The 24,310-nt window shown below is 44.7% G+C and carries 23 protein-coding genes and 1 tRNA gene; 9 read left to right on the forward strand and 15 right to left on the reverse strand.

The features are described 5' to 3' along the window. Positions 1–99: 99 nt before the first annotated feature. The 8 genes from E5354_RS03230 to E5354_RS03270 all read left to right on the forward strand — a co-directional run bounded on the left by E5354_RS03230 (position 100) and on the right by E5354_RS03270 (position 6,623). Positions 100–465: a hypothetical protein gene (locus E5354_RS03230; protein WP_135946399.1), complete on the forward strand. Its 366-nt coding sequence runs from the start codon at positions 100–102 to the stop codon at positions 463–465. 47 nt (positions 466–512) lie between these two features. Further along, positions 513–947: a hypothetical protein gene (locus E5354_RS03235; RefSeq protein ID WP_135946400.1), complete on the forward strand. Its 435-nt coding sequence runs from the start codon at positions 513–515 to the stop codon at positions 945–947. Between the two features lie 71 nt (positions 948–1,018). Next, entirely contained in the window at positions 1,019–1,591 is a 573-nt protein-coding gene (locus tag E5354_RS03240) for a hypothetical protein (protein WP_135946401.1), read from the forward strand. 280 nt (positions 1,592–1,871) lie between these two features. After that, positions 1,872–3,593, forward strand: a complete 1,722-nt coding sequence (locus E5354_RS03250; protein WP_135946402.1) for an ATP-dependent RecD-like DNA helicase — start codon at positions 1,872–1,874, stop codon at positions 3,591–3,593. A gap of 55 nt (positions 3,594–3,648) precedes the next feature. Continuing rightward, on the forward strand, positions 3,649–4,518 hold the full coding sequence (locus E5354_RS03255) for a hypothetical protein (protein ID WP_135946403.1): 870 nt from the start codon (positions 3,649–3,651) through the stop codon (positions 4,516–4,518). A gap of 17 nt (positions 4,519–4,535) precedes the next feature. Then, positions 4,536–5,312 carry a hypothetical protein gene (locus tag E5354_RS03260; protein WP_135946404.1) on the forward strand — a complete coding sequence of 259 codons (777 nt, stop codon included), beginning with the start codon at positions 4,536–4,538 and terminating at the stop codon, positions 5,310–5,312. Positions 5,313–5,317: 5 nt separating this feature from the next. After that, positions 5,318–6,127, forward strand: a complete 810-nt coding sequence (locus E5354_RS03265; protein WP_135946405.1) for a hypothetical protein — start codon at positions 5,318–5,320, stop codon at positions 6,125–6,127. Positions 6,128–6,550: 423 nt separating this feature from the next. Then, positions 6,551–6,623, forward strand: a tRNA-Phe gene (locus E5354_RS03270). 454 nt (positions 6,624–7,077) lie between these two features. Here the strand turns inward: E5354_RS03270 and E5354_RS03275 are convergent. The 6 genes from E5354_RS03275 to E5354_RS03300 form a co-directional block, all read right to left on the reverse strand. Beyond that, complete coding sequence (locus tag E5354_RS03275; RefSeq protein WP_135946406.1) at positions 7,078–8,676, reverse strand: ABC-F family ATP-binding cassette domain-containing protein; 1,599 nt, start codon at positions 8,674–8,676, stop codon at positions 7,078–7,080. Between the two features lie 220 nt (positions 8,677–8,896). After that, a complete protein-coding gene (locus E5354_RS03280; RefSeq protein WP_135946407.1) occupies positions 8,897–10,342 on the reverse strand; it encodes a relaxase/mobilization nuclease domain-containing protein in 1,446 nt (481 codons plus the stop codon). Positions 10,343–10,355: 13 nt separating this feature from the next. Continuing rightward, positions 10,356–10,739 carry a plasmid mobilization protein gene (locus tag E5354_RS03285; RefSeq protein WP_135946408.1) on the reverse strand — a complete coding sequence of 128 codons (384 nt, stop codon included), beginning with the start codon at positions 10,737–10,739 and terminating at the stop codon, positions 10,356–10,358. 204 nt (positions 10,740–10,943) lie between these two features. Continuing rightward, the gene (locus E5354_RS03290) at positions 10,944–11,798 is read right to left on the reverse strand and encodes a hypothetical protein (RefSeq protein WP_135946409.1); all 855 of its coding nucleotides are present in this window, start codon (positions 11,796–11,798) and stop codon (positions 10,944–10,946) included. A 314-nt stretch (positions 11,799–12,112) separates the two neighbouring features. Then, positions 12,113–13,339, reverse strand: coding sequence for a primase-helicase family protein (locus E5354_RS03295; RefSeq protein ID WP_135946410.1), 1,227 nt, complete (start codon positions 13,337–13,339; stop codon positions 12,113–12,115). A 4-nt stretch (positions 13,340–13,343) separates the two neighbouring features. Further along, a complete protein-coding gene (locus E5354_RS03300; RefSeq protein ID WP_135946411.1) occupies positions 13,344–13,664 on the reverse strand; it encodes a helix-turn-helix transcriptional regulator in 321 nt (106 codons plus the stop codon). An 852-nt stretch (positions 13,665–14,516) separates the two neighbouring features. On the opposite strand from E5354_RS03300, the gene E5354_RS03305 reads away from it, so the two are divergent. Continuing rightward, on the forward strand, positions 14,517–14,702 hold the full coding sequence (locus tag E5354_RS03305; protein ID WP_135946412.1) for a hypothetical protein: 186 nt from the start codon (positions 14,517–14,519) through the stop codon (positions 14,700–14,702). A 220-nt stretch (positions 14,703–14,922) separates the two neighbouring features. Here the strand turns inward: E5354_RS03305 and E5354_RS03310 are convergent, their stop codons facing one another. The 9 genes from E5354_RS03310 to E5354_RS03345 all read right to left on the reverse strand — a co-directional run bounded on the left by E5354_RS03310 (position 14,923) and on the right by E5354_RS03345 (position 24,042). Further along, the gene (locus E5354_RS03310) at positions 14,923–15,147 is read right to left on the reverse strand and encodes a MarR family transcriptional regulator (RefSeq protein ID WP_135946599.1); all 225 of its coding nucleotides are present in this window, start codon (positions 15,145–15,147) and stop codon (positions 14,923–14,925) included. A gap of 12 nt (positions 15,148–15,159) precedes the next feature. Beyond that, entirely contained in the window at positions 15,160–16,413 is a 1,254-nt protein-coding gene (locus tag E5354_RS03315) for an ATP-binding protein (protein ID WP_135946413.1), read from the reverse strand. Positions 16,414–16,547: 134 nt separating this feature from the next. Next, complete coding sequence (locus E5354_RS03320; protein WP_168353812.1) at positions 16,548–18,011, reverse strand: tyrosine-type recombinase/integrase; 1,464 nt, start codon at positions 18,009–18,011, stop codon at positions 16,548–16,550. A 496-nt stretch (positions 18,012–18,507) separates the two neighbouring features. After that, on the reverse strand, positions 18,508–20,265 hold the full coding sequence (locus E5354_RS03325; RefSeq protein WP_135946415.1) for a relaxase/mobilization nuclease domain-containing protein: 1,758 nt from the start codon (positions 20,263–20,265) through the stop codon (positions 18,508–18,510). Further along, positions 20,262–20,642: a hypothetical protein gene (locus tag E5354_RS03330; protein WP_135946416.1), complete on the reverse strand. Its 381-nt coding sequence runs from the start codon at positions 20,640–20,642 to the stop codon at positions 20,262–20,264. The genes E5354_RS03325 and E5354_RS03330 overlap by 4 nt, the downstream gene beginning before the upstream one ends. A gap of 337 nt (positions 20,643–20,979) precedes the next feature. Continuing rightward, positions 20,980–21,147, reverse strand: a complete 168-nt coding sequence (locus E5354_RS14160) for a hypothetical protein (RefSeq protein WP_168353813.1) — start codon at positions 21,145–21,147, stop codon at positions 20,980–20,982. A 32-nt stretch (positions 21,148–21,179) separates the two neighbouring features. Then, positions 21,180–22,592, reverse strand: coding sequence for a DUF3987 domain-containing protein (locus tag E5354_RS03335; RefSeq protein WP_135946417.1), 1,413 nt, complete (start codon positions 22,590–22,592; stop codon positions 21,180–21,182). Between the two features lie 5 nt (positions 22,593–22,597). Then, positions 22,598–22,912, reverse strand: coding sequence for a helix-turn-helix domain-containing protein (locus E5354_RS03340; protein WP_135946418.1), 315 nt, complete (start codon positions 22,910–22,912; stop codon positions 22,598–22,600). Positions 22,913–23,094: 182 nt separating this feature from the next. After that, entirely contained in the window at positions 23,095–24,042 is a 948-nt protein-coding gene (locus tag E5354_RS03345; RefSeq protein ID WP_135946419.1) for a DUF6043 family protein, read from the reverse strand. Positions 24,043–24,310 lie beyond the last annotated feature (268 nt).

The raw sequence follows: 24,310 nt of genomic DNA on the forward strand, positions 1-24,310 counted from the left end.
GGCTATAATCTGAGATAATATAATCTCGGTCATGTCGTCAAGGTCTTAATTTATTAAGTCGTCCGGAAGCGTTAACTTTGCGGAAAAACAGAATAATATATGTCAAGACCAAGGAAATATCCGTTGTGGCCCGGTCCGGGCGAAAAGGAAGTGCCATACGACACAGCGCATTTCATAATGTGGTGTGTCGATGGTGAAGGCATGACCCAAAGGTCTGCGGAAATGTATGTGCATCATATCCGGAAGGCTTTTGAGATAATATGTAACGAAGACTATAGGATATTCGAAGTTTTAGCACAAGCATTCAAAAGATATGGTCCATATCAAAAGCCTTGTCTTGAAAGACTTGAAGTGGCATCAGGGCTTCTTGATGATATAATTGAGATTATGGCTCAGTTAGACCCCAACGAGTTTTTTAAGATTAACGGGCTGGACTATCAACCAAAACGCTTAGGGAATGGATAAGTGCATTTTCAGCCTACCACCGTTATTATGAGTACCGAATAGACAAGGTGAGAGTAGAGCTCGGCCTGCCGTCCAAATCTCCTGATAGCCGGAAAGACAGAGAGATACCGCTAAAAGAGGATTTCTCAACATACCTGAGAGAAGAGTGCCGGTATTCGTCGGCATCTGTATGGTCACACGTTACCTATTTAAATAAACTCAAATATTTCTTCTTCGATTTCGCTTTGGAGGAAGATGTATTTGCAGTTATTGTTGAAGATGATGGCGATTGGGAATCCAGTTTGTCTATATTCAAGGAGTTGGAAGAGTTAATAGATATCGAGGTTAGAATGGTCGAGAAGGATATTCCTGACAGAAATTCAATTGGATTAACAGTCTCAGATTTGAAACGTGGAAAAAATGCCTTATGTAAATATCGCGATTTCATAAAATATCGAATCAAGAATAACTCAATGGTTCAACACAAATGCAAGCCTGACTAACAAAAATGACCGCATAACTACACCCTGCGGCTGCCTCGGTCGCAGGGTATATTTTAACTCATGACAAAGATATGATGAAACATGGCAAATATTCATTTGATGGAGATGAAACCTTATGGGAGCATCTGGCAAAAGCTGGTATTTCCAAACCGAGCATAACAAAACATAATGTCAATGATTACTATACGACTGCCTTAAATAAAACTATAGCTGATTATGAACCATTTGAATGTAGATTTTCTTTTGGCACTTACTTAATCAAGGGTAATCCGGACGAAATCATTAGGATTATCCGTAATCATGCAGTTCTCGACATAAGCGAACGTGATATGATTGATATTCTTTCTCCGGTTGCAGTCAATTATGTGTCTTCGTATTACCATGAAAGCGGAGATTATGAAAATCGGATGTATTCTGCGATTGTAGTTATGGAAGATTTCTTGAGTGACTATGTAGATTCGTATAACAGTATCCTTGTTTATCTATGGAGTCCTAAAGAAAAATGTGTAACCTCTGAAGAAATTAAAGAGTTAGTCGCCTTTATTGAGAAATTTCCCAATACAGTCAATGTCATGTTTGGGGTTGGAATAGACGATTCTTTATCCGACAACATAAAAATGACATTAATCGCATCAAGCAAGTAAGGCTGTGTTAGGAGCGATAGCTGGCGATATAATAGCCTCATTCTTTGAGCATAGCCGATTGAAGTTTTACGACTTCGACTTGTTTTATCCTCAGAGCAAGTTTACCGATGATACGGTGATGACTTCAATCAACTTCTTGATTTGATGTCAGATGATTGAGCTTATTTGTAAGGATATCAAATTATTTGTGAAATACCATAATATGAATTGCGAATAGCTCAAGGTGCTGTATCAATATTTGATACAGCCGAAGTGTATTTTTGCCAAAAACGAATAAACTATGCAGTTAGCACAGGAACAAGAAGCCGCATTGCAAATGATGCTTTCGGGAGCCAATGTGTTTCTCACCGGCGAGGCCGGAACAGGAAAATCTACGATTGTAAAGGAGTTTAGCCGTAGAAGTTCCAAAAATTGCATATTCCTTGCACCGACAGGGATTGCGGCTCTCAATATAGGAGGATCTACTATTCATAGTTTTTTACGCCTTGCTCCCGGACCGATGTCGGAGGACTCTATTGAAACAATTGGCAATAAGAAGCAGCGGGAATTGATAAGAAGTGTCGAGGTGGTAATTATCGATGAAATATCAATGGTACGCAGCGACTTATTCTGGGCGGTGGATTATCGACTGAGGCAAGTGTCGCAAGGTCGAAATAAGAAACTGCCATTTGGTGGCAAGCAGGTGATTTTGGTAGGTGATTTTTATCAGCTTCCCCCCGTCATTAAGTCAGAGGAAGAAGAGTGTTTTATAAAAAACACTTTTGGGGGAGAATTTTCCTTCCAAACCGACATTTGGCAACGAGGCGAGTTCAAATGTTTCTGTTTGAAGACTGTCCATAGACAAAGTCATGATGACTTGTTTCTATCGATACTGAATCATATTCGTCACAATGACCTTGAAACACGAGATCTCGTAGACCCTGAAACAAAGTGCTTGTTGACTGTTAGAGAGATTCTGAACAAGTATGCCGATATTAGGCGGCCGCTTGATGTGCCCCCGGTTTGTTTGTGTACAACTAATCGAGAGGCCAATATACTCAATGCGCTTGCCAATGAGAAATCGGATGGGGAAGGCCGCACATTCACTGCTGTTATAAAGGGCATTTTCTTAGCTAAAGACTATCCTACTCCGGCAAAACTGGAACTAAAGACCGGCACACGTGTCATGACGCTTATAAATCATCGTACACCCTCAGGCACACTTGAATTTGTAAATGGTGATGTGGGTGAAGTATTGGGTTATGTGACGCTTGCCGGAACCGAGGCCGTCAGAATAAAACTTGATAATGGCAAGACGGTAAACATCTCTCCCAATGAGTGGAAGAACTATCAGTATGTTTTGACGACCGATCCCAAAACCGGCAAGGAAAAGGTGTCTCAAAAGGAGGTGGGCTCCTATATACAGCTGCCGTTAAAGCTGGCTTATGCCATAACGATTCATAAGTCGCAGGGCATGAGCGTGAACTCCACACTGATAAAACTTGGCAATGGGTGTTTTGCGCATGGTCAGCTCTATACTGCTTTGTCACGTTGCCGTAGTTTAAAGAATCTTAGAATTGACCGCAATATATGTGCAGAGGATATAATTATTAATTCTGCGGAGGTAGATTTCTATAGTTCCATAGAGAACCCCGAGCCGCAGAAAGAAACAATCAGGATGGATATTCCGGCGCAGTATCAGGATGCTGTGCAAGAATTGCTACGAAAACTGATGGCTGAGAAACAATCTGGCAAAAAGGTGAACCTCGTCAAGCAGGAGAGCAACAAAGTTACGAATCATCCTGATCTCGACCGCTTGGTCATAGTCTATAAAAATCAAACAAGCAATGAAAAGGGAGAAGGAATTACTGAAAAGAAAAATGGCGTTGGATTCAACAAACATGATGCCCCTATATTGACATCGATAGCCGAAAATTATATAGAGTGTGGATTTGTATATAATGATGACTTTGCAATAGCGTCAAGATTAATTCAAAAATATCATGCTCAATGGGAAGTGTGAACAGGATGTTTCATATTCAGCTCCTGGGGTTGGTAACTAATATTTTCTCGGCATTATGGAATATATAAATATTCATGGTCGCATAGTCTATCCGATAACCTCTAAGGAAGGGCAAAGGTGCTATTACGAACATCTCGATCGCTGGCATGTCTGCTATCAAAATGCCAACCGGCTGATTGTTCCGACTAAAGATGACGCCTTAGAGTATATGCGCTTGCAGGAGATGGGGAATAAACTCTATTGCTGTACTGATAAGGAATCGCGCAAAATTTTGCGCCAATTGAGGGTGTATAATTCTCAGTATGATTGGCGACCTCGAAAATCAGGTGACGAAACTTTCGTCGGGTTGATTTCGCCGACAGGTGAACAACTGTTACCTGACAGTTTCGCTGATGTATTTACTCAATTTGATGCTATAAACTGTAAGCCGAGTTTCGTGCCTGTTTATGACGGTGAGGCATGGGCGTTGGTTTCGTTATCTGATCCGAATATTATGATGACCGATTTCCAATACAACGCCATCATTCCGGAACGAAGGGTGCGGCAATTGTTTTTCGTTCAGGACAAAAACACAATGAAGTGGGGCGCACTCTCGGTCAGATATCCCTTTCTACATGTAAAACCTTATAAGGATTGCTTGCCCTTGCTTGAAACTCTTATGCCGACTATCGCTGATGAAATCTATGAAGATGAACTTATGACCGAAGACGAACCGACTCTGTTTTTCATGACGCAAAGAGATGGAAAGATTGGAATATTGACTGCCTTCGGTTATTCAGACATTATTTATGATTCATACGAAGTAGATAACGCTAAATGCTCATTTCGATTAATCAAGGATGTCCGCAAGAGGGCACATCGATCCGATTATTGGCATCCTAACGGCAAGGGTTGGTTGAAACATCGTAGACTTAGAAAAAAATAAACAATAAAAATGCAGTTATGACATTTGATGAATTTAAAGCGTTGGCGCTCAATTCTCCACGGCGCGGTGAAGAAATCATTTTTGAGGTTATTGAATATGATGTCAAGGATTTGCCGGGGCGCAAACGAAGTCATTACCCAAAATTTGATGTGAGGCATTATCGCGTCGGAATCTGTCATACTCTGCCTGAAGCAGAAGCGTTGATGCACAAGGCAATCGAAAGGGCTAAAGAGTACAACGACGAGATATATTGCTTTCACATAAAGGAGTACCCGATGGGTGAACTTCTGGATTTCTTGTGGGAGGACTACGGCGAGTCATGGAGATTGTATGATGGTCAGGGACGCTTTCTGGATAGAACATATTGCTCATCTCTCGAATGTGACCACCGCACTATATATGGTCGTTACCGTGGTCGCCCTGAAGAATCATTCCGATTCAAAGCCGGTGACATTGTTGAGGTGCTCGACGGCAATGAAGTCAGGCTTGCCGTTGCAACAGGTTCGGGCCTCTCAATCGAATGGTATTGGGAGATGTGGCAGCGAATCAAGAAAAAGGAGGGATTTATATATGTGAAAGATGGTTGTGAAATGACTGATGCTGAGGTGGAAGAATTGTATTTTCCCGATGCCAGCGATGACCAAACACCGGTTATCGATGGCCCGAGTTATGCCACTCACGACCATGTGCACACTCTCAACATAATGCCTTTGCGCTATCCTCTGTCAAAGACGCTGCGTCAGCGTTATGAGAACTACTACAAGGCGATGCTTAAAAAGGAAGATAATATATAAATATCATGATGAGCTTTGAAAGTTTCAGGTCTTTGGCTATTAATCATCCATGTACCGTTGAACCTTCGGTTTATAGGGTTGATGTGTTTCGTATAAACGGTCCTGTGGATAAAATGCCATGTAGGAATCTTTCACTTGGATTGTTCAATGTTCACGTACATGGTGATGATAGAGATGACGCGGAGTATTATCCTGAATATAACGTTTGTAAGGCTCAAAGTTTCGTGATGCCGACTTTTGAAGATGCAAAAGAGTTTATTCAATCTGGACGAATATCGATAGATGATGACCGGCCGGTTTATTGCATTCACATATATGAATTGCCGTTTGGAAAGGATGTGATATCTGATCTGTGCAAGCGCGAGTGGGTGTTTGACGGAAATTGTAGCATTATCAATCAGTCGGTATGCTCATCTTTGTTTGAAGACTTGGACACTCCGGAAGGTCACTTCTGGGGCAGGCTCAAAGAAACAATACGTTTTAAGCCGGGAGATATTGTTGAGGTTCATGACAGGAAAAAAGATTCCGTTCGTCTTGCGGTTGTTGTGTCATTGCGTAACACTATTGAATATTGTTGGAATGAATATCTTAATGTTGTTGCCGAGTGTGAATGTGAGGGAGTGGGGGAAGATAATGCTCTTGGAAACTATTGGAAATATGCCTGTGACGATTGCTATGAAGTCATAGACTTTTCAGGCGTTCAGTCCTGTCCTTGTACGACCGATGTGCATTCGCCGCGCTTCCCGGTTCCCGATGACATTCGCAGTGTTTTTGATAATATCGTTGTTAGTAAGCCTGCGTCATTCGGGTGTTAGCTATAATGTTGATTCTTTGTCATGGGGGAGTTTGTGTTGTTTAATGGCGTGAATTTTAGTTATTTCCCCGTGATGATTTTGTGGGTTGTTTGGGTGGTTTTGTGTAGGGCGATATTGTGAAGAGTCGAAAATGTTGAATTGCATGATGCATGGGGATGATATTTGTGATTTTGTCGTTTGCTAATCGGTTTTGGGGCATAGGCTTTGATGCGATTTGTTCCTCGATGTGGTATATTTCTTATTGTCAGTGGCTTATCTTTTGTTATATGGGCTTTATGGAGGGAAGAATGTTGTTCCTATAAAGCGTTTTAAGGGATATTTAAGATTGTTTTTGAGGATTATTTTGCGGAAGAAGCGATTTTTGTTCAAATAAATTTGGCCAATTGAAAAAATAGCCCTACCTTTGCAACGCAAAAAGGCAATGGTGCCATAGCTCAGTTGGTAGAGCAAAGGACTGAAAATCCTTGTGTCCCCGGTTCGATTCCTGGTGGCACCACAGAAGACCGCTAATTCTCAATGAGTTAGCGGTCTTTCTTTCACCCATACCCCTCCGAGTCACCACAAAAGTCACCACACCCACTGTAAATGATTGAAATATTGTAGGTTATGCGTGTTGCGGTGTGCGCATATCTATTTCGGTAGATATGTAAAGCGTTGATTATCAGCACGAATTAGCATATAATTCATCGTCATTCACCATCATTCAACCCCACCATACAGCCTCGCAACTCCAAACTTTAACAAAGTTTAACTATAATCTCGCGATAAAAATGTGGTGACCTCAACCGAAAATCAGCCGGGTCACCACATAAAACCGTTAAAATCTCAAAAAGATCGTACCCTTGTATGGGGATAGGCATTCCACATTTCATAATTTTTGGATTCAGACCTCGATTGAATGTTTTGAATCTGAGCAGAATCTCTTGCGCGGGTAAATCGATGATTAGATATTACAGAAAATTCAGGTCAAATGTCGTAGTTACCCCAATGTCTTCGATGAAAGTTTCATCATGGCTGATCACTACTATTGTACCTTGATACGAACTCAAGGTTTGCGCCAATATCTCCATGCTGGCAATGTCGATATTATTTGTGGGCTCATCAAGTATAATCATATCCGGCACAGCTTCACGAACCATGAGAGAACAAATGGCAAGACGCATCTTTTCTCCGCCACTCAGGGCAGAACATTTCTTGTCCCAAGTTTGCTGTGGAAACAGAAACCTATGCAGCCTGATTTTTAGTTCATGGTCTTTCAATGTGGTGGTTTCAGATGCGAGCTGCTCGAATACTGATAGATTGCTATCAATAAGACTATACTCTTGGTCGAGATAGACATAACTTAGATTATCAGCCAATGAGACGACTCCGAGCGTCGGATTGATTTCTCCTGTTATCAGTCTTAACAATGTGGTTTTTCCCTGGCCGTTCTTTCCTGTTATTCTTATGCGGTCGCCGCTCAGGATGGTTAGGGTCAGGTTTTCTTGCCATAGAAATTTACAAGCCGGATAGTTGAAATTCACGGCTTTCAGCTCAATAAGAATTTTTCCAGTGTGAAGGTTTGGCGATGAAAAGTCAATTTTAATTTGCGATTCATCGGGTACAATACATCTCAACTCATCCAATTCGCGGTTAATGGTTTGCAGCTTATCATTCTGAGCCTTTTTGAGCTTGGCCATAGTATTCTCCGAATTATTCTTGAGATTACCTTTCGCAATCCGCGGAAGGCCTTTGGAGTCGCTGAGTTTTGAACCGCGCGAAGAATGTTTCTGCTGACGCTCCACTGTTTCACGAACCATACGCTTTGCTTTGGATAAGTCATGTTGTTTTGCGACTATATCCCTTGCAACAGATTCACATTCGCGCTCGTAAATCTGACGAAATTCATCATATTTCATAGGATAATAACGCATACCTTGTCTGCTCATGTGCAACAATGAATCAAATTGATTGAGAAGTGTTCTATCGTGGCTGACAACCAGACACGTAAACTTTGCCTCGGAAATAAATCGGTAGAGGTTATCTCGTGATTCTTTATCAAGATGATTTGTCGGCTCGTCCATCAATACAACTGACGGAGTATGTATGTCAATGCCCGATAGAAAGACCTTTGTTTTCTCCCCACCACTTAGGTCGGACATTTTGGTTTCAACTGAGATATGTGATATTTTCCATTTCTGGAACGCGGAAGCAATGCGTTCCTCCAGAGTCCAATCATCTTTCAAGATTTCAAAGTTCGACTCAGAGGCGTCTCCAGATAAAATTCTTTGCAAAGCATGATATTTCTCAGCAATATGTAAACACTCGGCAACAGTCATGCCATCGAATTGTCCGAAATGCTGAGGTACAAGAAATGTGTCACCACACTGGATTTTGCCCTCGGATTGACGCAAATTTCCGGCGATTACATTCAATAGGGTTGACTTACCTGTTCCATTATTGCCAATAATGGCATATTTTTGACCATCGCCTATTGAAAAATTGATATTAGAGAATAGAGTGTCCTGATTAGGTAATTGGTAAGTCAGGTTATTTACACAAATACTCATTTTGTTGAATTATAAGAATGTGAAAACATCGCCACCTATCTGTAATAGTGGCGTTTACGATAAATATTTAGAGACGAAAGTCTAATATCACATTTTATAATTCTCTTAATTTGATTACAAAATTAGTATTTTATTTTGATAAATCAAAAGATTGTTAGGATCTGACAATATTTGCATACAAGAGGGCGTGCCATGAGTTTTGACACCCCCTCTTTATTTCTTAGTGTAATTTTGGGCCTTGTCTGACCCTCGCTTTCGCTTTCTGTTCCTCCTTAAACTTACGTTTGGCATCGTAGAAGTCCATGTCGGGATGGTTTTCAAGGAATTGCTTGAAGTCTCCCGATACGGGTTCTCCATGAGCGATACAGACATCATCATTGGGAGCATTGCTCAGCGAAACATGCGACATTCGGAAGTCAGATGATCCAGACTGAGGTGAAGATGTGGATGTCGGTTTGCCGGATGATACCACCTGTTGCAAAAATGCCGGAGGGATGTCTCGGCTCTTGGGCGGGTCGAAGCTGCATTGCGGCTTCCCGGTCTTGAAGTCATACCATATCCAATAGTGGGCACAATACCTGTCAGCCGGTTTGCGTGCAAATGTGTAAACCGTCTCTCCTCTGCGGTATGCCGCCTCATCACTCTTTGGTACATCCCACAGGAATTCAAAAGGCAACGGTGGTATGACAATCGGCTTGTGCGATTGAATTGGGTTCTGCGATTGGTCAGACACTCTCGGCTGCGAAGTTGCTTTTTTCTCTGGCTTTGATTCTTCGACTGCATGTCGTTCTGCCCGCTTAATAACGGATTCAGACTCCTTGAGCCGCCGTTCCATTCTCTCCCTAAAAACTCTTTCAAGATTCTCCCGAGTGAGAAATGGGTCAAGTTTCATAGACCAAAACGACTGCTTGCCCACGCAGTAATAAAGATTCATCCTACCGCTTTTACCGACTTTCTCTTTTGTGGTAATGCCGTTCCGCAAAAGGACAATGAGAAAAGAATTCCAATCTTTTACATCGGGCGAGACAAACAGTCGGGCAAGATCATGGGTCAGTTTGTATCTTACCTTCTCCTTTCCTCGCAGTTTGCTGACATCGGTATCAAGTTTGCTTCGGCCTTGCATGAGCCGGTGTTTGAGGTTGAGGGCTTTGCAGACGCGCTCGTTCTTCTTGAAATTGGTGGTCTGTGTGAGAATCTTGCCGTCGTAATCAACGCGGCTGAACACAAGGTGGCAATGCGGATGAGCCTTGTCGAAGTGCCGGACGATGATATAGGGAGTGTTGTCCAAACCCATTTGCCTCATGTAGTCCTTGGCAACATCGACCATACGTTCATCGGTCATGCCAGGAGCGTCTTTTGGGTGGAAGTCAAGCGAGATATGACCGACAGGGTCTTTGATAGGCTTCCTTCTTCTTGTCGGTCGGGCGATGTCGTCAGCCATGGCCTTGCGGCCTTCATAGACCCTGACATCGTCAGACATCCCGATAAGTTTCCAATCCTTTGACAGGTGATCAAGAATGTCCTCTCCCTTGTTGGACTCATATTTTCTCTCATCGGTTTTCTGCTTCTGTTCTGCTTCTTTGCCAAGCTTTTCTTCAAGTGATTTGCGTGTCACATAGTCCACGCAGTTGCCGAAACTCTTGCCGTTAATGATGTATGCAATCATAGAAATTAAGGATTTAATCGTTATTGAATTTGGCAAAGATAAGGCGGAAACGTTCAAGATATTTTTCAACCTCTTTGGTCATTGACATAAGTCCCTCCCTATGGCAGAGGCGCACAAGCTGGTTGAAATTATTGCTCATGCCGGACAGGTTGCGGGCTATGGTCATCTCAGTTTCAGTGAGCCGTGGAACAATCCGCGGATTGAGAGTCACTTGCCGGATATATTCGCTTACGGTCTTGAAGCCGCATCTTTTCACATTGGCTTTCAGAATGTCGCTTTCTTCCGGTGTGTACCGTGTATGTCGTACAACCGACTGACGCTCGTTCTCCGCCATTTTAGGGCGACCGTTACGGGTGCCGCTCTTAAGATTGGATTTGCGTTGGGGCTTGGGATTCATAGGCTTTGAAAGGGGTTAAGGGTTGGGAATGGAGGGGATAACAACGTGTGCTGTACACTGGTGTACCATTGCACCTGATGCAATGGAGGGGTGCGAGGTGGGAGCGGTGACGCGACCGATTTTTGTGTCACAAAAATCTAACCTCGCTAACCCCCTCCATTGACATTCCGGGGTGCAGTACCGCTTGGACAGCTGTCTTCTCATTTAGATGCTTAATTTCTGACTTGACAGCATACGGTTGAGTAAATCGCGGTTCTCATCGAGCCATGCCCTGATGATATGGATTGCGATATGTGAGGGTGACACCTTGCCGCCGGGTATGAGCCGGGCAACCAATTTGAGTGACTCACGTATGTCGGTCGGAAAAAACAGCGGCTTTTTCTCTGCAAGGTCTGTCGGGTAGATGAACTTGCCCGCCAATATGTCGAAGTCAGCCTCGTCCATCCGTGCGCTTCGTCGCGTCTTCTTCGATTGTTCCACGGCTTCGGGTTGAGGTTCAACTGTCGGCTTTGACTCTTCAATGGAAACAATCGGTTCGGGGATGGGGATAGGTTCAACTGGTGACGCCATGTCGGCTATTTTAGACTTTGATGTTTGACTGGCAGACTTGGGCATAGCAGAGGCTTTATCCGCCTTCGCCGGTACATGCTTTATTACAGTAGGTGTACCAGTGTCACAGTGTTCCGGCTGTACTACTTTCTCGGCCTCTTTTTCAGTCGTTTTTCTGGAATTCATCCTTTCTGAGACAACAGACACATAGGGAACAAGTTTCTTACCGTTGACAGAATATCCATCCCTTTCTTCATCGGGAGTCGTGTCTATGATACGCTGTGTGTCCTCCTCGATAATTTCCATTTTCTCCAATTTGAACGATTCCGGACACCACATATTTATGTCGTTATCGTAGTACATTCCGGGAGCAGGTGCATCATCCCAAAAGTTGCCTTTTACAGCTCCAATCGGGATATATTGACGGATATTACATCTTGCCTTTTCTTTGGCGTTCATTTGAGCCGTAAAAAGTCGGGCATCTATTTTGGGCGCGATTGTTCTTGCCATACATTTACTGGGTTTATGGTTAATGAGAGATAAATCCCATCAACCGAGGTGAGTGTTGAATTTGATGGATTGATGAAAGATGAGAATATAACTCTGAGTTACAGATGGTTATTCTTTCATCGGTGTTTCATCATCAGTTTTAGCAACGAAAAGAAACGTATCGTGCGACAAGAGAAGACGTTTTTTCTCTCGTTGCGTTTTTCTTTTTGTTGAGTATCTGATGAAATGGCGATGAAAAGAAAAGTTGCTGATTACTACTCTATTGTCGCTTCATTCATCAAATCATCAATCTATCAAATCCAACGAGAAAAAAATTATAAGTTCTCTAACATCTGCCGTGTGACGGTGTAGAAGCGTCCGACCTTCTTGCTCTCGACGTATGCGGGTTCGTTGAGGAACACTCCCATCTGATAGGTGGTGTAGCATAGCGAGTTCTGGGCGGGTCGCAACTTCCAACAATCCTGCACCACTTTTCTCAGTGCCGAGCGGTCGGCCTTTACTCGCTGATAGTCGAAAAGGTTGAGAATGTCGTTGAGGCAGAAATCAACGGCATCAATCTTCCGGCTGTCCATTATGTCGGTAAGTAGTTCCGCGAGTTCTACCTCGACACGGTTACGGTTGGCGCGGATTATTTTCTGCAATGCCTCGGTGTCAATCAACTTAGGGTCAAACCACATCCGGCTTTCCTCGGTGGTGGACAACTGACGGTTGGTCATGGCATGGAGAAATGCCGGGATTTCATCGCGGATCTTCTCCAAGAAACAGGTGTCGTCAGATGCCAACTTCGGTATCTTCCTCACCCAATAGCGGGTCTCGCCGGGGTCGATGACTACGGGCAGATACTCGTTGTTGGAGCATAGCACGAACTTGGCGAAGAAACTCACTTCCTCGCGGTCGCGTCCTTTGGCTTCCATCTTGTAGTTGTAGGTGGTGCTGAGGTTTTTCAGACGCTCTGAGTCCTCGCGTTTGTTGAGTAGCACCTCGTCAACCACGATTATCAGCTTGCCGTTCCAATCATCGTTGAACTGACTGCGGAAGTTCTCGTTGGTGTTGAACGTGAGATTTGCCTCGAACACAAGTTTGAGAAAGTTGAGGAATGTGGATTTACCCGTGTTGCGTTCCTCGGATACCAGCAGGAGTATCGGAAGTTTCTGCAACGGCATGGTGTAGAGGATTTGCAGGTAGTCAAGACCGAGTTCGTACTGGTCGCCGAAGATATGGCGCACGAGTGTCTCGATGTGAGGCCACACACCTTCTTCCGGCTGATGTGTCAGCGGCGAATACTTGTTCTTGAAATTACCGATTACGGGCTGATAGTCAATATGGGCAGGAACACAGCAGAATCCGTCATACTTCGGAATGTTGGCGAGGAAGTCCTTTCCATAGTCCTGACGGATAGCCTCGATAGTCCACGGTATGCTGCGTTCCACAAGCTGTCCGGCGGCATTGGGCTGTCGGACGAGCTTGTAGTAGGTTGTGCCGATACGCTCAAAGCGGTCTTCGGGCAGTTCGGCGGTGGTGAGGGTATCAAATTCTTTCATTGGCTCAATCGTTTTTAGCATCAAGAATCGCGGTCACTTCGCTCAGTTTGTAGCGGCTGCTGCGACCAACCTTGATTGCGGTGAGTTTACCCTTTTGCACAAGGTTCCATACCGATGTCGGCCTGATACCGAGTTTGGCACAAACTTCGGCTTTGGTAAGAAGTCGGTCTTCTTCCGCCTTCATAAGTAGCGGAAGGAGTCGGTCGCGGGTGGCGTCGATGGTGTCAACCACAAGCTGATGGAGGTCGCTGAGGCTGACGGTAAGGAGAATGTTGGGAGAGTTGGGGTCGGAGAGAGAGGCTTGAAGAAGGTTGTATAAATTCATTGGCAGTGGTGTTGAATCTATAAGATGTTCGCCGACTTAATACGTTGGCACAGCCCCGGCGCATTGGGCGGTGACAAAGATCCGAAAAGGACGTGAAGGGTGCTGTCGGCTCTTTTCGCTGAAGCCAACAAGCAGTGTGTTCCCGACACAACTTCGGTCGGAAACGGACGCAGTTCTCCCTATCCCGTGCTGCCTTCAGAGTGAAGACAACAAGGGGGCTATCCGCCACATTTGGGCGAACATACGTCGGGTGCAAACGCCATCACTGGGCGAGTGCCATCATTTTTTGTGGGTAAATTTCGCGCGGGTCGCGCTTTTTAAGACCTTGTTTCCAATCTGTCAGTCAGACGCTTCCGATATTTCAACTTTACGCTGCCACTATATCCACAAAATCCAGCGTGTTGACAATCGGGTGCGATCTTCCCTTATAATTGGAAAACCGTCTTTCTCTGAGCCATTTAACAGCAGCCATTCCATTTGTTTGCAAACCGTTGGGTCATCGCTTCCTCAGTGCGTGTTGTTAGCGGTTCACGTCTGCCGTCCTTTTAAGGCTCTTATCTTCATAGTGTACCGGACGACTTCATCCGGGATTAGGTGTAGGTTTGAACACAAAAAAGCGTAGCACAGTCAGGAGCATCATTCCAATCCGATATATAAAAGTTGAATGTGTCGGACGGTGGCTCTGCCATCTTGTGTTACATAAAGATACGAAATATTTTTCGTTTTTCCAAATCGGCACAGTTTCAAAGGTGCTTTTTAGGGCAAAATTAGCCCCGTAACTACATCATCTTGCGTGTGTTACAAGAAAATGCAGTTATCGGCCATCCGGGCAGGAAACATAGGCGCATAACAATGGCTATACCATTCGCCTCAATGCCTCCGCATTCTTCCCATGCGCAGATGGCGGCACGCTTCTTTGGCTGTGCGTTGATAATCGTTCCCCTTGCAAGGGGATATATGTCTTTTCGCCCACGAATGGACTTTGACGGACAAAATCATGCCGGGCGACCGTCACGGCAGAGCTATGTGTGTGATTAGCCCATGAGATAGGCTGTGTATTGATGCTCCGCTATGGTCACATGAAAATGCCATCACGTTTTCTGATTAGCCTTATCTCTTGTCGCAACTCGGCATGACGCTGTCACGAAGTGCTGGGGCACATTCGTCAATCCATGTCGCGGTCAAAGAAAGACCATCAGTACAATTCTAACGAAGGTAAGTTGAAAAAGGTTCAGTAAAGGTGTAATTTTTTGGAAATTTATTTTTGAGATTCAGGCACAATGTAATGGCCGCCGGTTTTCTTTGATCCACGATACTCGACAAAATTCTTGTCAATAAGGGATTTAACGCTTCTACGGATTGTCCTTACGCTTTTATTAGTTTTCTCAATCAATAAATTGGCTGTGATGCCTGGACTTGATTGTATAAAATCCAGCACCACTCGTTCTGTATCATTTAATGTGCCATTTAATGTGCCACAGATGGCACATTAACTTTACCAATTTATGAGTTCAGGTTTCAACAAAAAGTCTATCAGTCCAATTGTAACGATGCCTTCTTCGTTGCGTTTAGGCTTAATGTGGTCTTTGACAATTATTATTTTCTTGAATGAATCGTCAATATTCAACAATGATGCTGATTCCTGACGCTCCTTTGCATCTGTGGGCATTAAAAAAGCTGACTGAATATAGTAACGCTGGCTACCTCTATTGACAACGAAGTCAACTTCGTATTGTTTTCGGATTCGTTTGCCATCTTCTCCAACTGGGCGTGTTTCCACCATGCCGACATCTACAGAGTAACCTCTCATCCGCAACTCGTTATAAATGACGTTCTCCATGATGTGGTTTTCCTCGGTCTGTCGAAATCCTAATATTGCATTTCTTACGCCCATATCCGTGAAATAATGCTTGGAAAGTGTGTTAATGTATTTTTTCCCTTTAATATCAAAACGAATCGACTTTTCCGTGAGAAATGCATCTGCAAAGTACGAAAGATACGTATCAATTGTCTTGTTAGATAGGCTGACATTCTTCACGCTTTTGAAAGTCCTCTCCAGTTTAGACGGATTGGTAGGAGAACCTATTGAAGAAGCTATTATCTGCAATAATTCTTTTAGTTCAGCATCTGAACGTATTGAATGCCGCTCCTTAATATCCGTGAGATACACTTTTGTGTATAACTCTTTCAGATAATTTTCTTTGGCTTCTTCATCCGGTAGGCTTAATGTGTGTGGCAGGCCGCCATAAGTATAATAATCTCTCCACGCATCAAGCGGGTGTCGGTCGTCCACAGACATAAATTCAGCAAAAGAAAGAGGGTAAATGTGTATCTGCGTACCCCGCCCTCGGAACTCCGTGATTATATCCGATGACAGAAACTTGGAATTACTGCCGGTTACATATATGTCGGCATTATCCACTTTCAGATAACTGTTCAGTACATCTTCAAATTCCGGTACATGTTGAACTTCATCCAAGAGAATGTAGTGCATCTCTTTGTCAATGATTTTAGAATCAATATATGACAAAAGCTCGTCAGGATCTCGCAATTTCTTATTGCGTCGGTCTTCCAAATCGACTTGGATTATATGCGAATCATGGACACCACTCGTCAGAAGATGATCCTTGAAAAGATTGAACAAAAGATAGGATTTACCACAACGGCGTAAGCCGGTGATTATCTTAATAAATCCATTGTGCTTACTTGCTATAAGCTGTTTCAGATATTTATCTCGTCTTATTACCATTGTGGACTATTTCAAATTTATGGTACATGTACCATGTTTTAGGAATACAAAGTTAGTTCAAAATTCTGATAAAGACAAATGGAAATTCCTAAAAAGTGGTCATTTGACCAATTTTTAGGAATAAGTCTGGAGGCTTACCACATCTCGCTGTCTTTCTTGGTTCGGGCGGCGATTTCGTCGGCTATCTCCTCGGAGGAGAGTTTGATGTAGTCCATGAATGTCTTTTGAGTCTTGTGACCGCTGACGTGCATCATCTGGACGATGTCGTATTTGTGGCTCAGATACATATTGGTGATTCCGGTGCGTCGGGCGGTGTGACTCGTCACGCATTTGAAGCGTGGGAGTAGTACGTTGCCGTTCAGGTCGGTTTCCGGCTCTTTACCTTCTTTTTTCAATGCGTCCTTCTGCTTCATAGTCAGATTGGTCGGCACTTTCTCTTTCAGTGTCGGCACACTCTCGGACAAATCTTCAAGAATATCCTTGATGTAACGGTTCAGCACCTGCTCGTTGGCTTTCGGTATGTTGTAGCCGTATTTCTCACAGATTACAATGAGGTTCTCGTTCATCACCGGGATTGTTACCTCCGTCTTGGTCTTCTGCTGGACAAGCCGAATGATACGAGTGCCTTTTCGCGTCGTCTCAAAATGGTCTTTGTTGAGATTATTGTAATCGCTGACACGCTGACAGGTATAGCAACCGATGAGAAAAACATCGCGCACATGTTCTTTCTTCCCGGTCAACGGCATTTCATAGAGTGCCTGCAATTCCTCCTCGGTGAGATAAATTTCGACTGCCTTGTCGCGGTCTTCAATCTTGTTCTTGACTATGAGCGAAGCGGCACGTTGGTTGTCATGGACTCCGTCAATGAACGCGGCGTTGATAAGTGCTTTCAGATTGGTCATGTGCTTGTTGACGACCTTGGGCATATAGCCATGTCGCCGGAGATAGTTGATGTAGCGACTTACAAAGGCACGGTTGATGTCAGCCCAGCCGAACTGATGCAGCGGGTCGAAACCCTCGTAAACTCCAACGTAACTTTTCCATGTCTTGCAAGATCCGGCTGAATAGTCCTTGCTGCCAATCTTCCGCGCTCCACTCTTGATGTCTTCGACAAACTGAACGAGGAACGGCCAAATAAGACGGTTCTTCTCATCTTCAATGCGTTTCTTCTCCTCGGCTTTCTTACGGGCTTTTTCTTTCGCCGCCTCTTTCTTTGCCAAAGCCTTGCGCTCTGCTTCTGCGGCTTCTTCCATTGCCTTCCGTTCAGCCTCGACTTTCTCCGGCTCGGAAATGTAGCGCACATCCATGTCAAGAGCCTCGCGGTCAAAATTGATTTTGGCGAGGTGCGATTTCACGATGCCTTCAATTTGCGTCAGTTTGGCGTGGAGTTGGTAATTCTTTTTCTGATGTACCAGCCATGCACGGGGCGAAGCGGTCGCTTTGAGCCACTCGCTCACCTCAACTTGCAGGAGCGTTGAAACAAGTACGTCAATCTTGCGAGTATGTACGCGGATAAACAGTGTCGCGGTTCCCTTCTTCAAATCCTTATTGCGGACATGAAACGGGGTCAATTTCTTCGGAGAGGGTGTTGTTGCCATCTTATTTTGTGTTGCTAAATTCATTCGCCACGATTCACAGTCATTCACTATCAATCGTTTTGGTTCTGCAAATATAACAACTCAAACCACGTTTTGTCAAGTCGGGTCACCACGCAGGTCACCACGTTTTTTTGAATTTCTGTGAAAACTCAAAATTCAGTCAAAATTCATATTGCGTTATTATTCAGCATTTTGCATCAACTCAACATTCACTTACATTCGCCACAATTCACAAACTCAGGTTCTGGTGGCACCACCCAAGCAAAGATTAAATCGCTAATTCTTACAGAGTTGGCGATTTTTCTTTTAGTCACTACAGGGCGTAGTCACTATAATAGTCACTATCTAAATCGCTATAAACCACGATAAATCGGCTTGATTAAACTGTATTAAAAAGTAGCGTTTAATTCTAAACCCAATTAAATTCTACATTAAATTCTCTGCAAAATAATAGTGACTATCGGCGTGGTGCGCTGAGATAGTCACTACTTCATTCTTACATTGTAAGTCGGGTGCCGGACTGACGGTTGTCGATGTCGTCGTAGCGGGAGCGGTTGCCGACTTCGTGCTCGCGCTTGTAGCCGGATGAGCCGGAACTGACATTGAGGGAAGATAGTGCGTTGGCAAGATTGAATGTGAACACTTGCGAGATTTCCGGGGAGTAGTCCTGTGGACGGGAAGGGAGAATACGGACTCCAGCTTTGGATTGGGTATTCTGCTTTATCCTCTCTTTAACTGCCTCGGCATCCTTTCGAGTAAGATGCAGCATGGCTATTGACATCAGGAAGTCTTGTCTTGCTTGTTCATCGGCATGTAGAGAGCGGAACTTGGCTTCCTCCTCCGGAGTTAATTCAATCAAAGGCATATAGACGTCTGTCAGTGCCAGGCGGAGGCAGTAGTTGCCGTTTCTATGTTTGACAACTGCCATGCCCTTTATCCTCTCTTGATGGTTGTGTATCGGATAGCGCATGAGATATTCGGTCAGTATCTCCTCGGAGAATATCGTGGCAGCTATTGTCAGACCTACATCTTCGCGCTCGTCATCCTTTACGCCGTTATACCATGCGTACTGCCTCGGTGAGATTGGCTTGCTGTACGTCGAGCCGTCTTTGACATTGATGAGCATATAGTTCCCTCTGCTGTCTTTGCCCACCTCGACAGTGAACAGGTCGCGGTACACGTCAAGCGGCGATGGTTCCCTTTGTGGCTTGATGGCGAAATCAATAAGCTCCGACAGTTTCATCACCTTGCTGCCGTCGAAGGCAATCTTTTCGGCATGGTCGATTACACTGTAACCTCTCACCCTGCCGTCCTTGTCCTTCTGGAAACTGATGTCTATGCCAAACTTTGTCTTGAGAACATCAATGAGAGTCTGTATGCGCTGGCAGTTCTCCTCGCTCAACGGTTTGCCGTGGTTGTCAAGTATTTTGCGGATGTCGGTATTCAGTTTTGCTTTTACTGGCTTTCGCTTCTTACCTTTTGACACTTTGACATTATCGACATTTTGACATTTTCCCTCGGCTATCTCGCCCTTGTATTTCCGGATTATAGCGCGAAGCTGCGTAGCGCGGTCTTTGCGCTTCGGGCTGTTTTTGGTGATTCGATTGAGGATGTCATCGATGGCGATATTACCGGCGTCGCCTCCACACTTGAACAGACGGTAGCCGTCGAGCGATTTCTCTATCTTGTAACCATGAGTCTTGACGATATTGGCAAACTGACCCTCCGTTTCATAGTCGTAACAGAGAATCCGGTCAATATCTTTCTTGATGTCAGGAGATAATATGCGATTTGCGCACTCGTTAAGCCTGCGCCTGTCCTGATGGTCAGAAATGGCATAACCGTTAGGCTTTATTCTCGTCGAGAGAATATGCACATGGTTATTACCGGTATCGTGGTGGGCGTAAACAAAATACGGCTGACGGGCATAGCCCATACCCTCCATAAGTTCACGCGCAAAGTCGGTAAGTTCTTCCGGCGACATGGCGCGTCCTTTCACGGAGGTCGACACGTGGAACTGGAAACGTGTTGTCTTTGTATTGCCGTAGGTCTTAGAGTTTTCTTTCATATACCTCTCGACTTCAGCCGAGGCATCAAGGCCGAAGCGGTGCAGCGTCTCGACATTGTGGCGCAACGCCTCGCTGACATTCTCCATCGCCATAAGGGTTGCCACACCATCAGCAATCTTCTTCTCGTTATATCGAGCGCCGGGGAAACCGCCGCCGGACACATCGTTGAGTTTCTTGACTATCATTTTCCTAAAATTATCATGTTATAGAGGTATGTCAGCATCTGCCGGATTTTATCTGTACCCTCGCAAAACTGACCGAAGGGAAGAAGATCTGCCGCCCGCAACGAGTAAGGATTCATTTTCTGCTGCTCGTTGATGTGCTTGGCGACCTGATTGGTGTTGGTGCCGGTTCTTTCGATGAGCTTGATAGCAGATTTAATCAAAGCAATCATACGGGGATTGTCTCGGTCAGCCATCGGCTGCTCTTCATATTTGAGTGTGGCACAACGTACAAACGCACTCAGATTACCGTCGGTGTATCGGTCGGCTCTTGACTGCATTTCTGCGTGGGTCTGCGAATCGACACGTATTTTTATAGTGATGGATTTTTTATCCGGCATAGAGATTAACTTTTTAAGATATTATGGTTTGATAGATTGGTTGATTGAATATCTGATACAATGAAGACTATATGACTTGGTATAATGATAGCTTGATGATTTGATGACCTGATACCTTGATGATATAATACCTGGTTGTCTCGATCGTCTAATGCTCCATTGTCCAATGGCTCATTATCATATTATCCAATGTATAGATTATCCAATGTGACGATGACCGATTAACCGAAGTATCACGGTTCATGATAAATGTGTTGCTTGATAATATATCAAACGCAGATTTTCAGTTTTTCATCATTCATTTTTCAGTCTATCATCGTTCACGGGCAATGTATCATTAGACAAAAGACTGCGAGTTTCGAGCGGGATTGACCCTCACCTCGGGGGAGGCGGGATAGCCGTTGTGGACACAATCGGCATATCTTGCAAAGCAAGGTTTATACTCCAAATCAGGCGTGAGCAACCGGGGTATCTCAATCAGTTCGACCTCGGTCGAAAATGTCATAATGTCAAAAGTTCATAGTGTCAGCGCATGGATCATATTTTGCGATAGCAACCGTGTGACTTTTTCTTCACGAATCTTCGGCCTCCGTCTCTTAGGAATCTCTTGACCGAAGATTCCGAGATTCCGAGTTGCAGGGCTTCCCGGACAGCTTCTGCCGTGGTGAACGAATCCCTGAGGTTTCCGAGTAACTCGGTGAACCGGTTGTCAAGGATACCGGTTTCAATCTCCGGTGCAATCCGGCTCTCCATGTTTCTGAAATATTCGGTGAGCCTGATGGCGAGTTCGGCAGTTCCCGGTTCAATTTTATCCATGCCCGATTCTCCACAGATGCAGTGCATAATCTGTATGACCAGACAGAAGCGGACCAGATAAGTTTCCAGTTTGCCGCACAACGCCCTGACAGCATCTGAATCCGTTTCAGCATAAGCCTTGTTATTGACCTCGTCTTTCCATTGAATTACGCGGAGCTTTGCCTCTTGGGAAAACAGTAGCTCTATTGAGGTTGCTTTTCCCTCTTGGTCTGTTGAAGGAGTGACGGTTATTACCCTTCGGATAATTCGTTCCCATTCTTCAAGAACGCCGTCCGGCATGGCGGTGTCGTTCCACGACAGCATCTCGTCAATTTCGGGATAGACTTTCAGGAATCGGGATGAAAAGCCATTCATCATTCGCTTGCCGCCGAACTGTTCGCCCAGACGACCGGGCTGTGTAGTGCCAATAATAGAACAATAGGGATTGGCGAGGAAGATATGCTCGTTGTTTGACTTTCGGCTGTACTTGAAAGGCGTACCGCTGAACAGACTGAGAAAGTAGCCCTCGTCCGAACCGTTGTAGCGGTTGAAATTGGAAAGAAGGCTGTCTATCTCATCCTTGTAAATCAGCACTCCGCGCGGATTGTCGCGCAACGCCCCGATAAGAGCCTCTACAGTGGAGTCAACCACTACATGGCATTTTCGTTGTGGCATCTTCATTTCTTCAGGGAGAAAATGTTTCTCACGCTGCTTTGCCGACATGCGTTCCCATCGACGGTAGGTTTCCATCTCCTTGCAATAGATCATGTCATACTCTCCGTCGAGTTTAAGAAGCGGTGCGACCGCCTGTTGCAATGGCGGAGTCTTGCCACAGCTCGGCGAGCCTACAAGCACCATGTAGATTATCGGTCGGCTTACCCATCCGGTCATGAAGCGGACTGACCAAGTATTGCCCATAGCAGCCGCGAATACTGTAAGGAATGAAGCCGAAGAGAAATCGACATTATAGTTCTCATACTCCTCAAGAGCCTCTATTATGTCGCGGATTGCTTTCGGAAATATCTCCAGAGGGAAAGAAGGAGTTTCGGTAGTTTTACCGGAATCGCTGGTAAAGGCAATGCTATCCTCCTCGATCAATCCACATCCGGCTTCCATCGGAAAACGTGGATGGTTGTAATAGCCATTCGCTTTCATGATGCTCAGATGTTGATGTTACGTTGTCCGAGGGCTTTGCGTACCTCATATTCAGGGTACATAATCTTGTTGCCGGTCTTGACAGGTTTGAGGATGCCTTTATTTGCCCAGTGCCAGAGTGTGGCATCGCATACGCCAAAGAGTTCCTTTACCTCGGCTTTGGTGAGCATACGTTCTTTCTTGGCTGCCTCGACCATCGAGCCGAGTTCATCCTTTGCGCGGCGGATCAAGTCCTCCGAAAATGCTTTGAGGTCTTCGGCACTCATCTCCACCTTGACATGAGCGCGGCCTTCATTCAGCATATCTAAAAAGTCTTGCATGTTTATTCCGATTGCCGTCCGGATTATGGCAGTTCCGCTGACGGCATAAAGCGAAAAGGCCACCGCTCCGAAAAGGAACGGTGACGCAAAAGTATAGCGTAATTTATTGGATTGAAAAGAAATGACGGTTCGTTAAGTTCGCGAATACTGAAACGAATCAAACGAATCAAAAAGGGCTTATTTCAATCAACTTCGTCGGTATTAATCAGCAGAATTTCGGTTTTTATCATGTCGATTGCAAAACGGTGTTCCGGCTCATCCTTGACATATCGTTTGCGATTGGGATATAGACTCTGTAGAACATTGACACTTTTCTGAACCTGTCGCTCGCCAACGATTCTGCTTTCGGGAAAAGTGGTGGCCAATACCCCGGCAAACTGTTTTACGGGTCTGGCGGCATCAAGTTCGCCTGACTCCACCAGTGCTATGTATAGATGTGCAATATCGACGCCACTGACATGCGTCTGCGTCCATTGACCGATACGTCTGACTGTCTCACTATCGTGAGAAGACAAAAGGGAAGTAAGGTCATGAACGAACGCCTCTCCTTCTGAAACTTTGGAAGTTGGCTTTGGTTCATCAATACCGTCCAATACCCAGTCTGCCAAATCTCCGTTATCGACACTTTTCCGGAAGTCCAGAAACTCCTTCAACTCCTTTCGTGTTCGATAATTGTTCTCAATCTCACGGGTCATAAATGCCTTCAAGAATTTTGTGAGCTGCCATTGGTACTGCCGATTGTCAACCACCTGTGCGGCATCTTCAAGATTCTCAATCAGCATCTCCGATGAGCGTCCATATTTCAGCCATGCAACAAAGGGCATCCGGTATTTCTCCCATTCGCTATCCTCCGGTTGCCCACTAAGTACGATACGGGCATAGCCCGATTCCCGGAGAGTCTTCAGAAGTTCCTCCAAGTCCAGATTGTCTAGGTCGACCATATCCTCTAGCCTCTTCAGGAACTCAGGCGAAGCGGAAAACGCTGACTGTCCCATAAGAAACACCTCCAACAAGTCAGCCTCGCCCATAGACGCTGCAAACTCACCATACTCCTGCGGATATTCCTTCATCCACGCCTTTATCTCGTCATCACTCTGTTCGGGAGCCATATTATTTTGAATGGTATTCATATCTCATTTGTTTTGTGGCTACAAAGTTCGCACAAACTCATTGCTAAATCCCTATTATTAGACACAATTCCAATAAGATATTATCTAAATTAACAAACTCATGTCACCCATAGCAGGATTTATAGAGAATTAGCAACAATATCCGCACACAGTGTTATAAGATAGAAGTCACAGAAGTAATATGAGTATTTCTTCCATTCTAATAACGTCGTTCGACACAATTTTATGACCGATCTATACTTCAAAACGCCTGTTTCTAAGCACAAAC

This window comes from Muribaculum sp. NM65_B17, assembly GCF_004793735.1.
Taxonomy (GTDB): Bacteria; Bacteroidota; Bacteroidia; order Bacteroidales; family Muribaculaceae; genus Muribaculum; species Muribaculum gordoncarteri.

Bases quoted from the DNA above. Each gene is read 5' to 3' on its own strand.
- E5354_RS03230 (WP_135946399.1), top strand. From the start codon at position 100: ATGTCAAGACCAAGGAAATATCCGTTGTGGCCCGGTCCGGGCGAAAAG.
- E5354_RS03240 (WP_135946401.1), top strand. From the start codon at position 1,019: ATGATGAAACATGGCAAATATTCATTTGATGGAGATGAAACCTTATGG.
- E5354_RS03250 (WP_135946402.1), top strand. From the start codon at position 1,872: ATGCAGTTAGCACAGGAACAAGAAGCCGCATTGCAAATGATGCTTTCG.
- E5354_RS03255 (WP_135946403.1), top strand. From the start codon at position 3,649: ATGGAATATATAAATATTCATGGTCGCATAGTCTATCCGATAACCTCT.
- E5354_RS03260 (WP_135946404.1), top strand. From the start codon at position 4,536: ATGACATTTGATGAATTTAAAGCGTTGGCGCTCAATTCTCCACGGCGC.
- E5354_RS03265 (WP_135946405.1), top strand. From the start codon at position 5,318: ATGATGAGCTTTGAAAGTTTCAGGTCTTTGGCTATTAATCATCCATGT.
- E5354_RS03275 (WP_135946406.1), bottom strand. From the start codon at position 8,676: ATGAGTATTTGTGTAAATAACCTGACTTACCAATTACCTAATCAGGAC.
- E5354_RS03280 (WP_135946407.1), bottom strand. From the start codon at position 10,342: ATGATTGCATACATCATTAACGGCAAGAGTTTCGGCAACTGCGTGGAC.
- E5354_RS03285 (WP_135946408.1), bottom strand. From the start codon at position 10,739: ATGAATCCCAAGCCCCAACGCAAATCCAATCTTAAGAGCGGCACCCGT.
- E5354_RS03290 (WP_135946409.1), bottom strand. From the start codon at position 11,798: ATGGCAAGAACAATCGCGCCCAAAATAGATGCCCGACTTTTTACGGCT.
- E5354_RS03295 (WP_135946410.1), bottom strand. From the start codon at position 13,339: ATGAAAGAATTTGATACCCTCACCACCGCCGAACTGCCCGAAGACCGC.
- E5354_RS03300 (WP_135946411.1), bottom strand. From the start codon at position 13,664: ATGAATTTATACAACCTTCTTCAAGCCTCTCTCTCCGACCCCAACTCT.
- E5354_RS03305 (WP_135946412.1), top strand. From the start codon at position 14,517: ATGGCTATACCATTCGCCTCAATGCCTCCGCATTCTTCCCATGCGCAG.
- E5354_RS03315 (WP_135946413.1), bottom strand. From the start codon at position 16,413: ATGGTAATAAGACGAGATAAATATCTGAAACAGCTTATAGCAAGTAAG.
- E5354_RS03320 (WP_168353812.1), bottom strand. From the start codon at position 18,011: ATGGCAACAACACCCTCTCCGAAGAAATTGACCCCGTTTCATGTCCGC.
- E5354_RS03325 (WP_135946415.1), bottom strand. From the start codon at position 20,265: ATGATAGTCAAGAAACTCAACGATGTGTCCGGCGGCGGTTTCCCCGGC.
- E5354_RS03330 (WP_135946416.1), bottom strand. From the start codon at position 20,642: ATGCCGGATAAAAAATCCATCACTATAAAAATACGTGTCGATTCGCAG.
- E5354_RS14160 (WP_168353813.1), bottom strand. From the start codon at position 21,147: ATGACATTTTCGACCGAGGTCGAACTGATTGAGATACCCCGGTTGCTC.
- E5354_RS03335 (WP_135946417.1), bottom strand. From the start codon at position 22,592: ATGAAAGCGAATGGCTATTACAACCATCCACGTTTTCCGATGGAAGCC.
- E5354_RS03340 (WP_135946418.1), bottom strand. From the start codon at position 22,912: ATGCAAGACTTTTTAGATATGCTGAATGAAGGCCGCGCTCATGTCAAG.
- E5354_RS03345 (WP_135946419.1), bottom strand. From the start codon at position 24,042: ATGAATACCATTCAAAATAATATGGCTCCCGAACAGAGTGATGACGAG.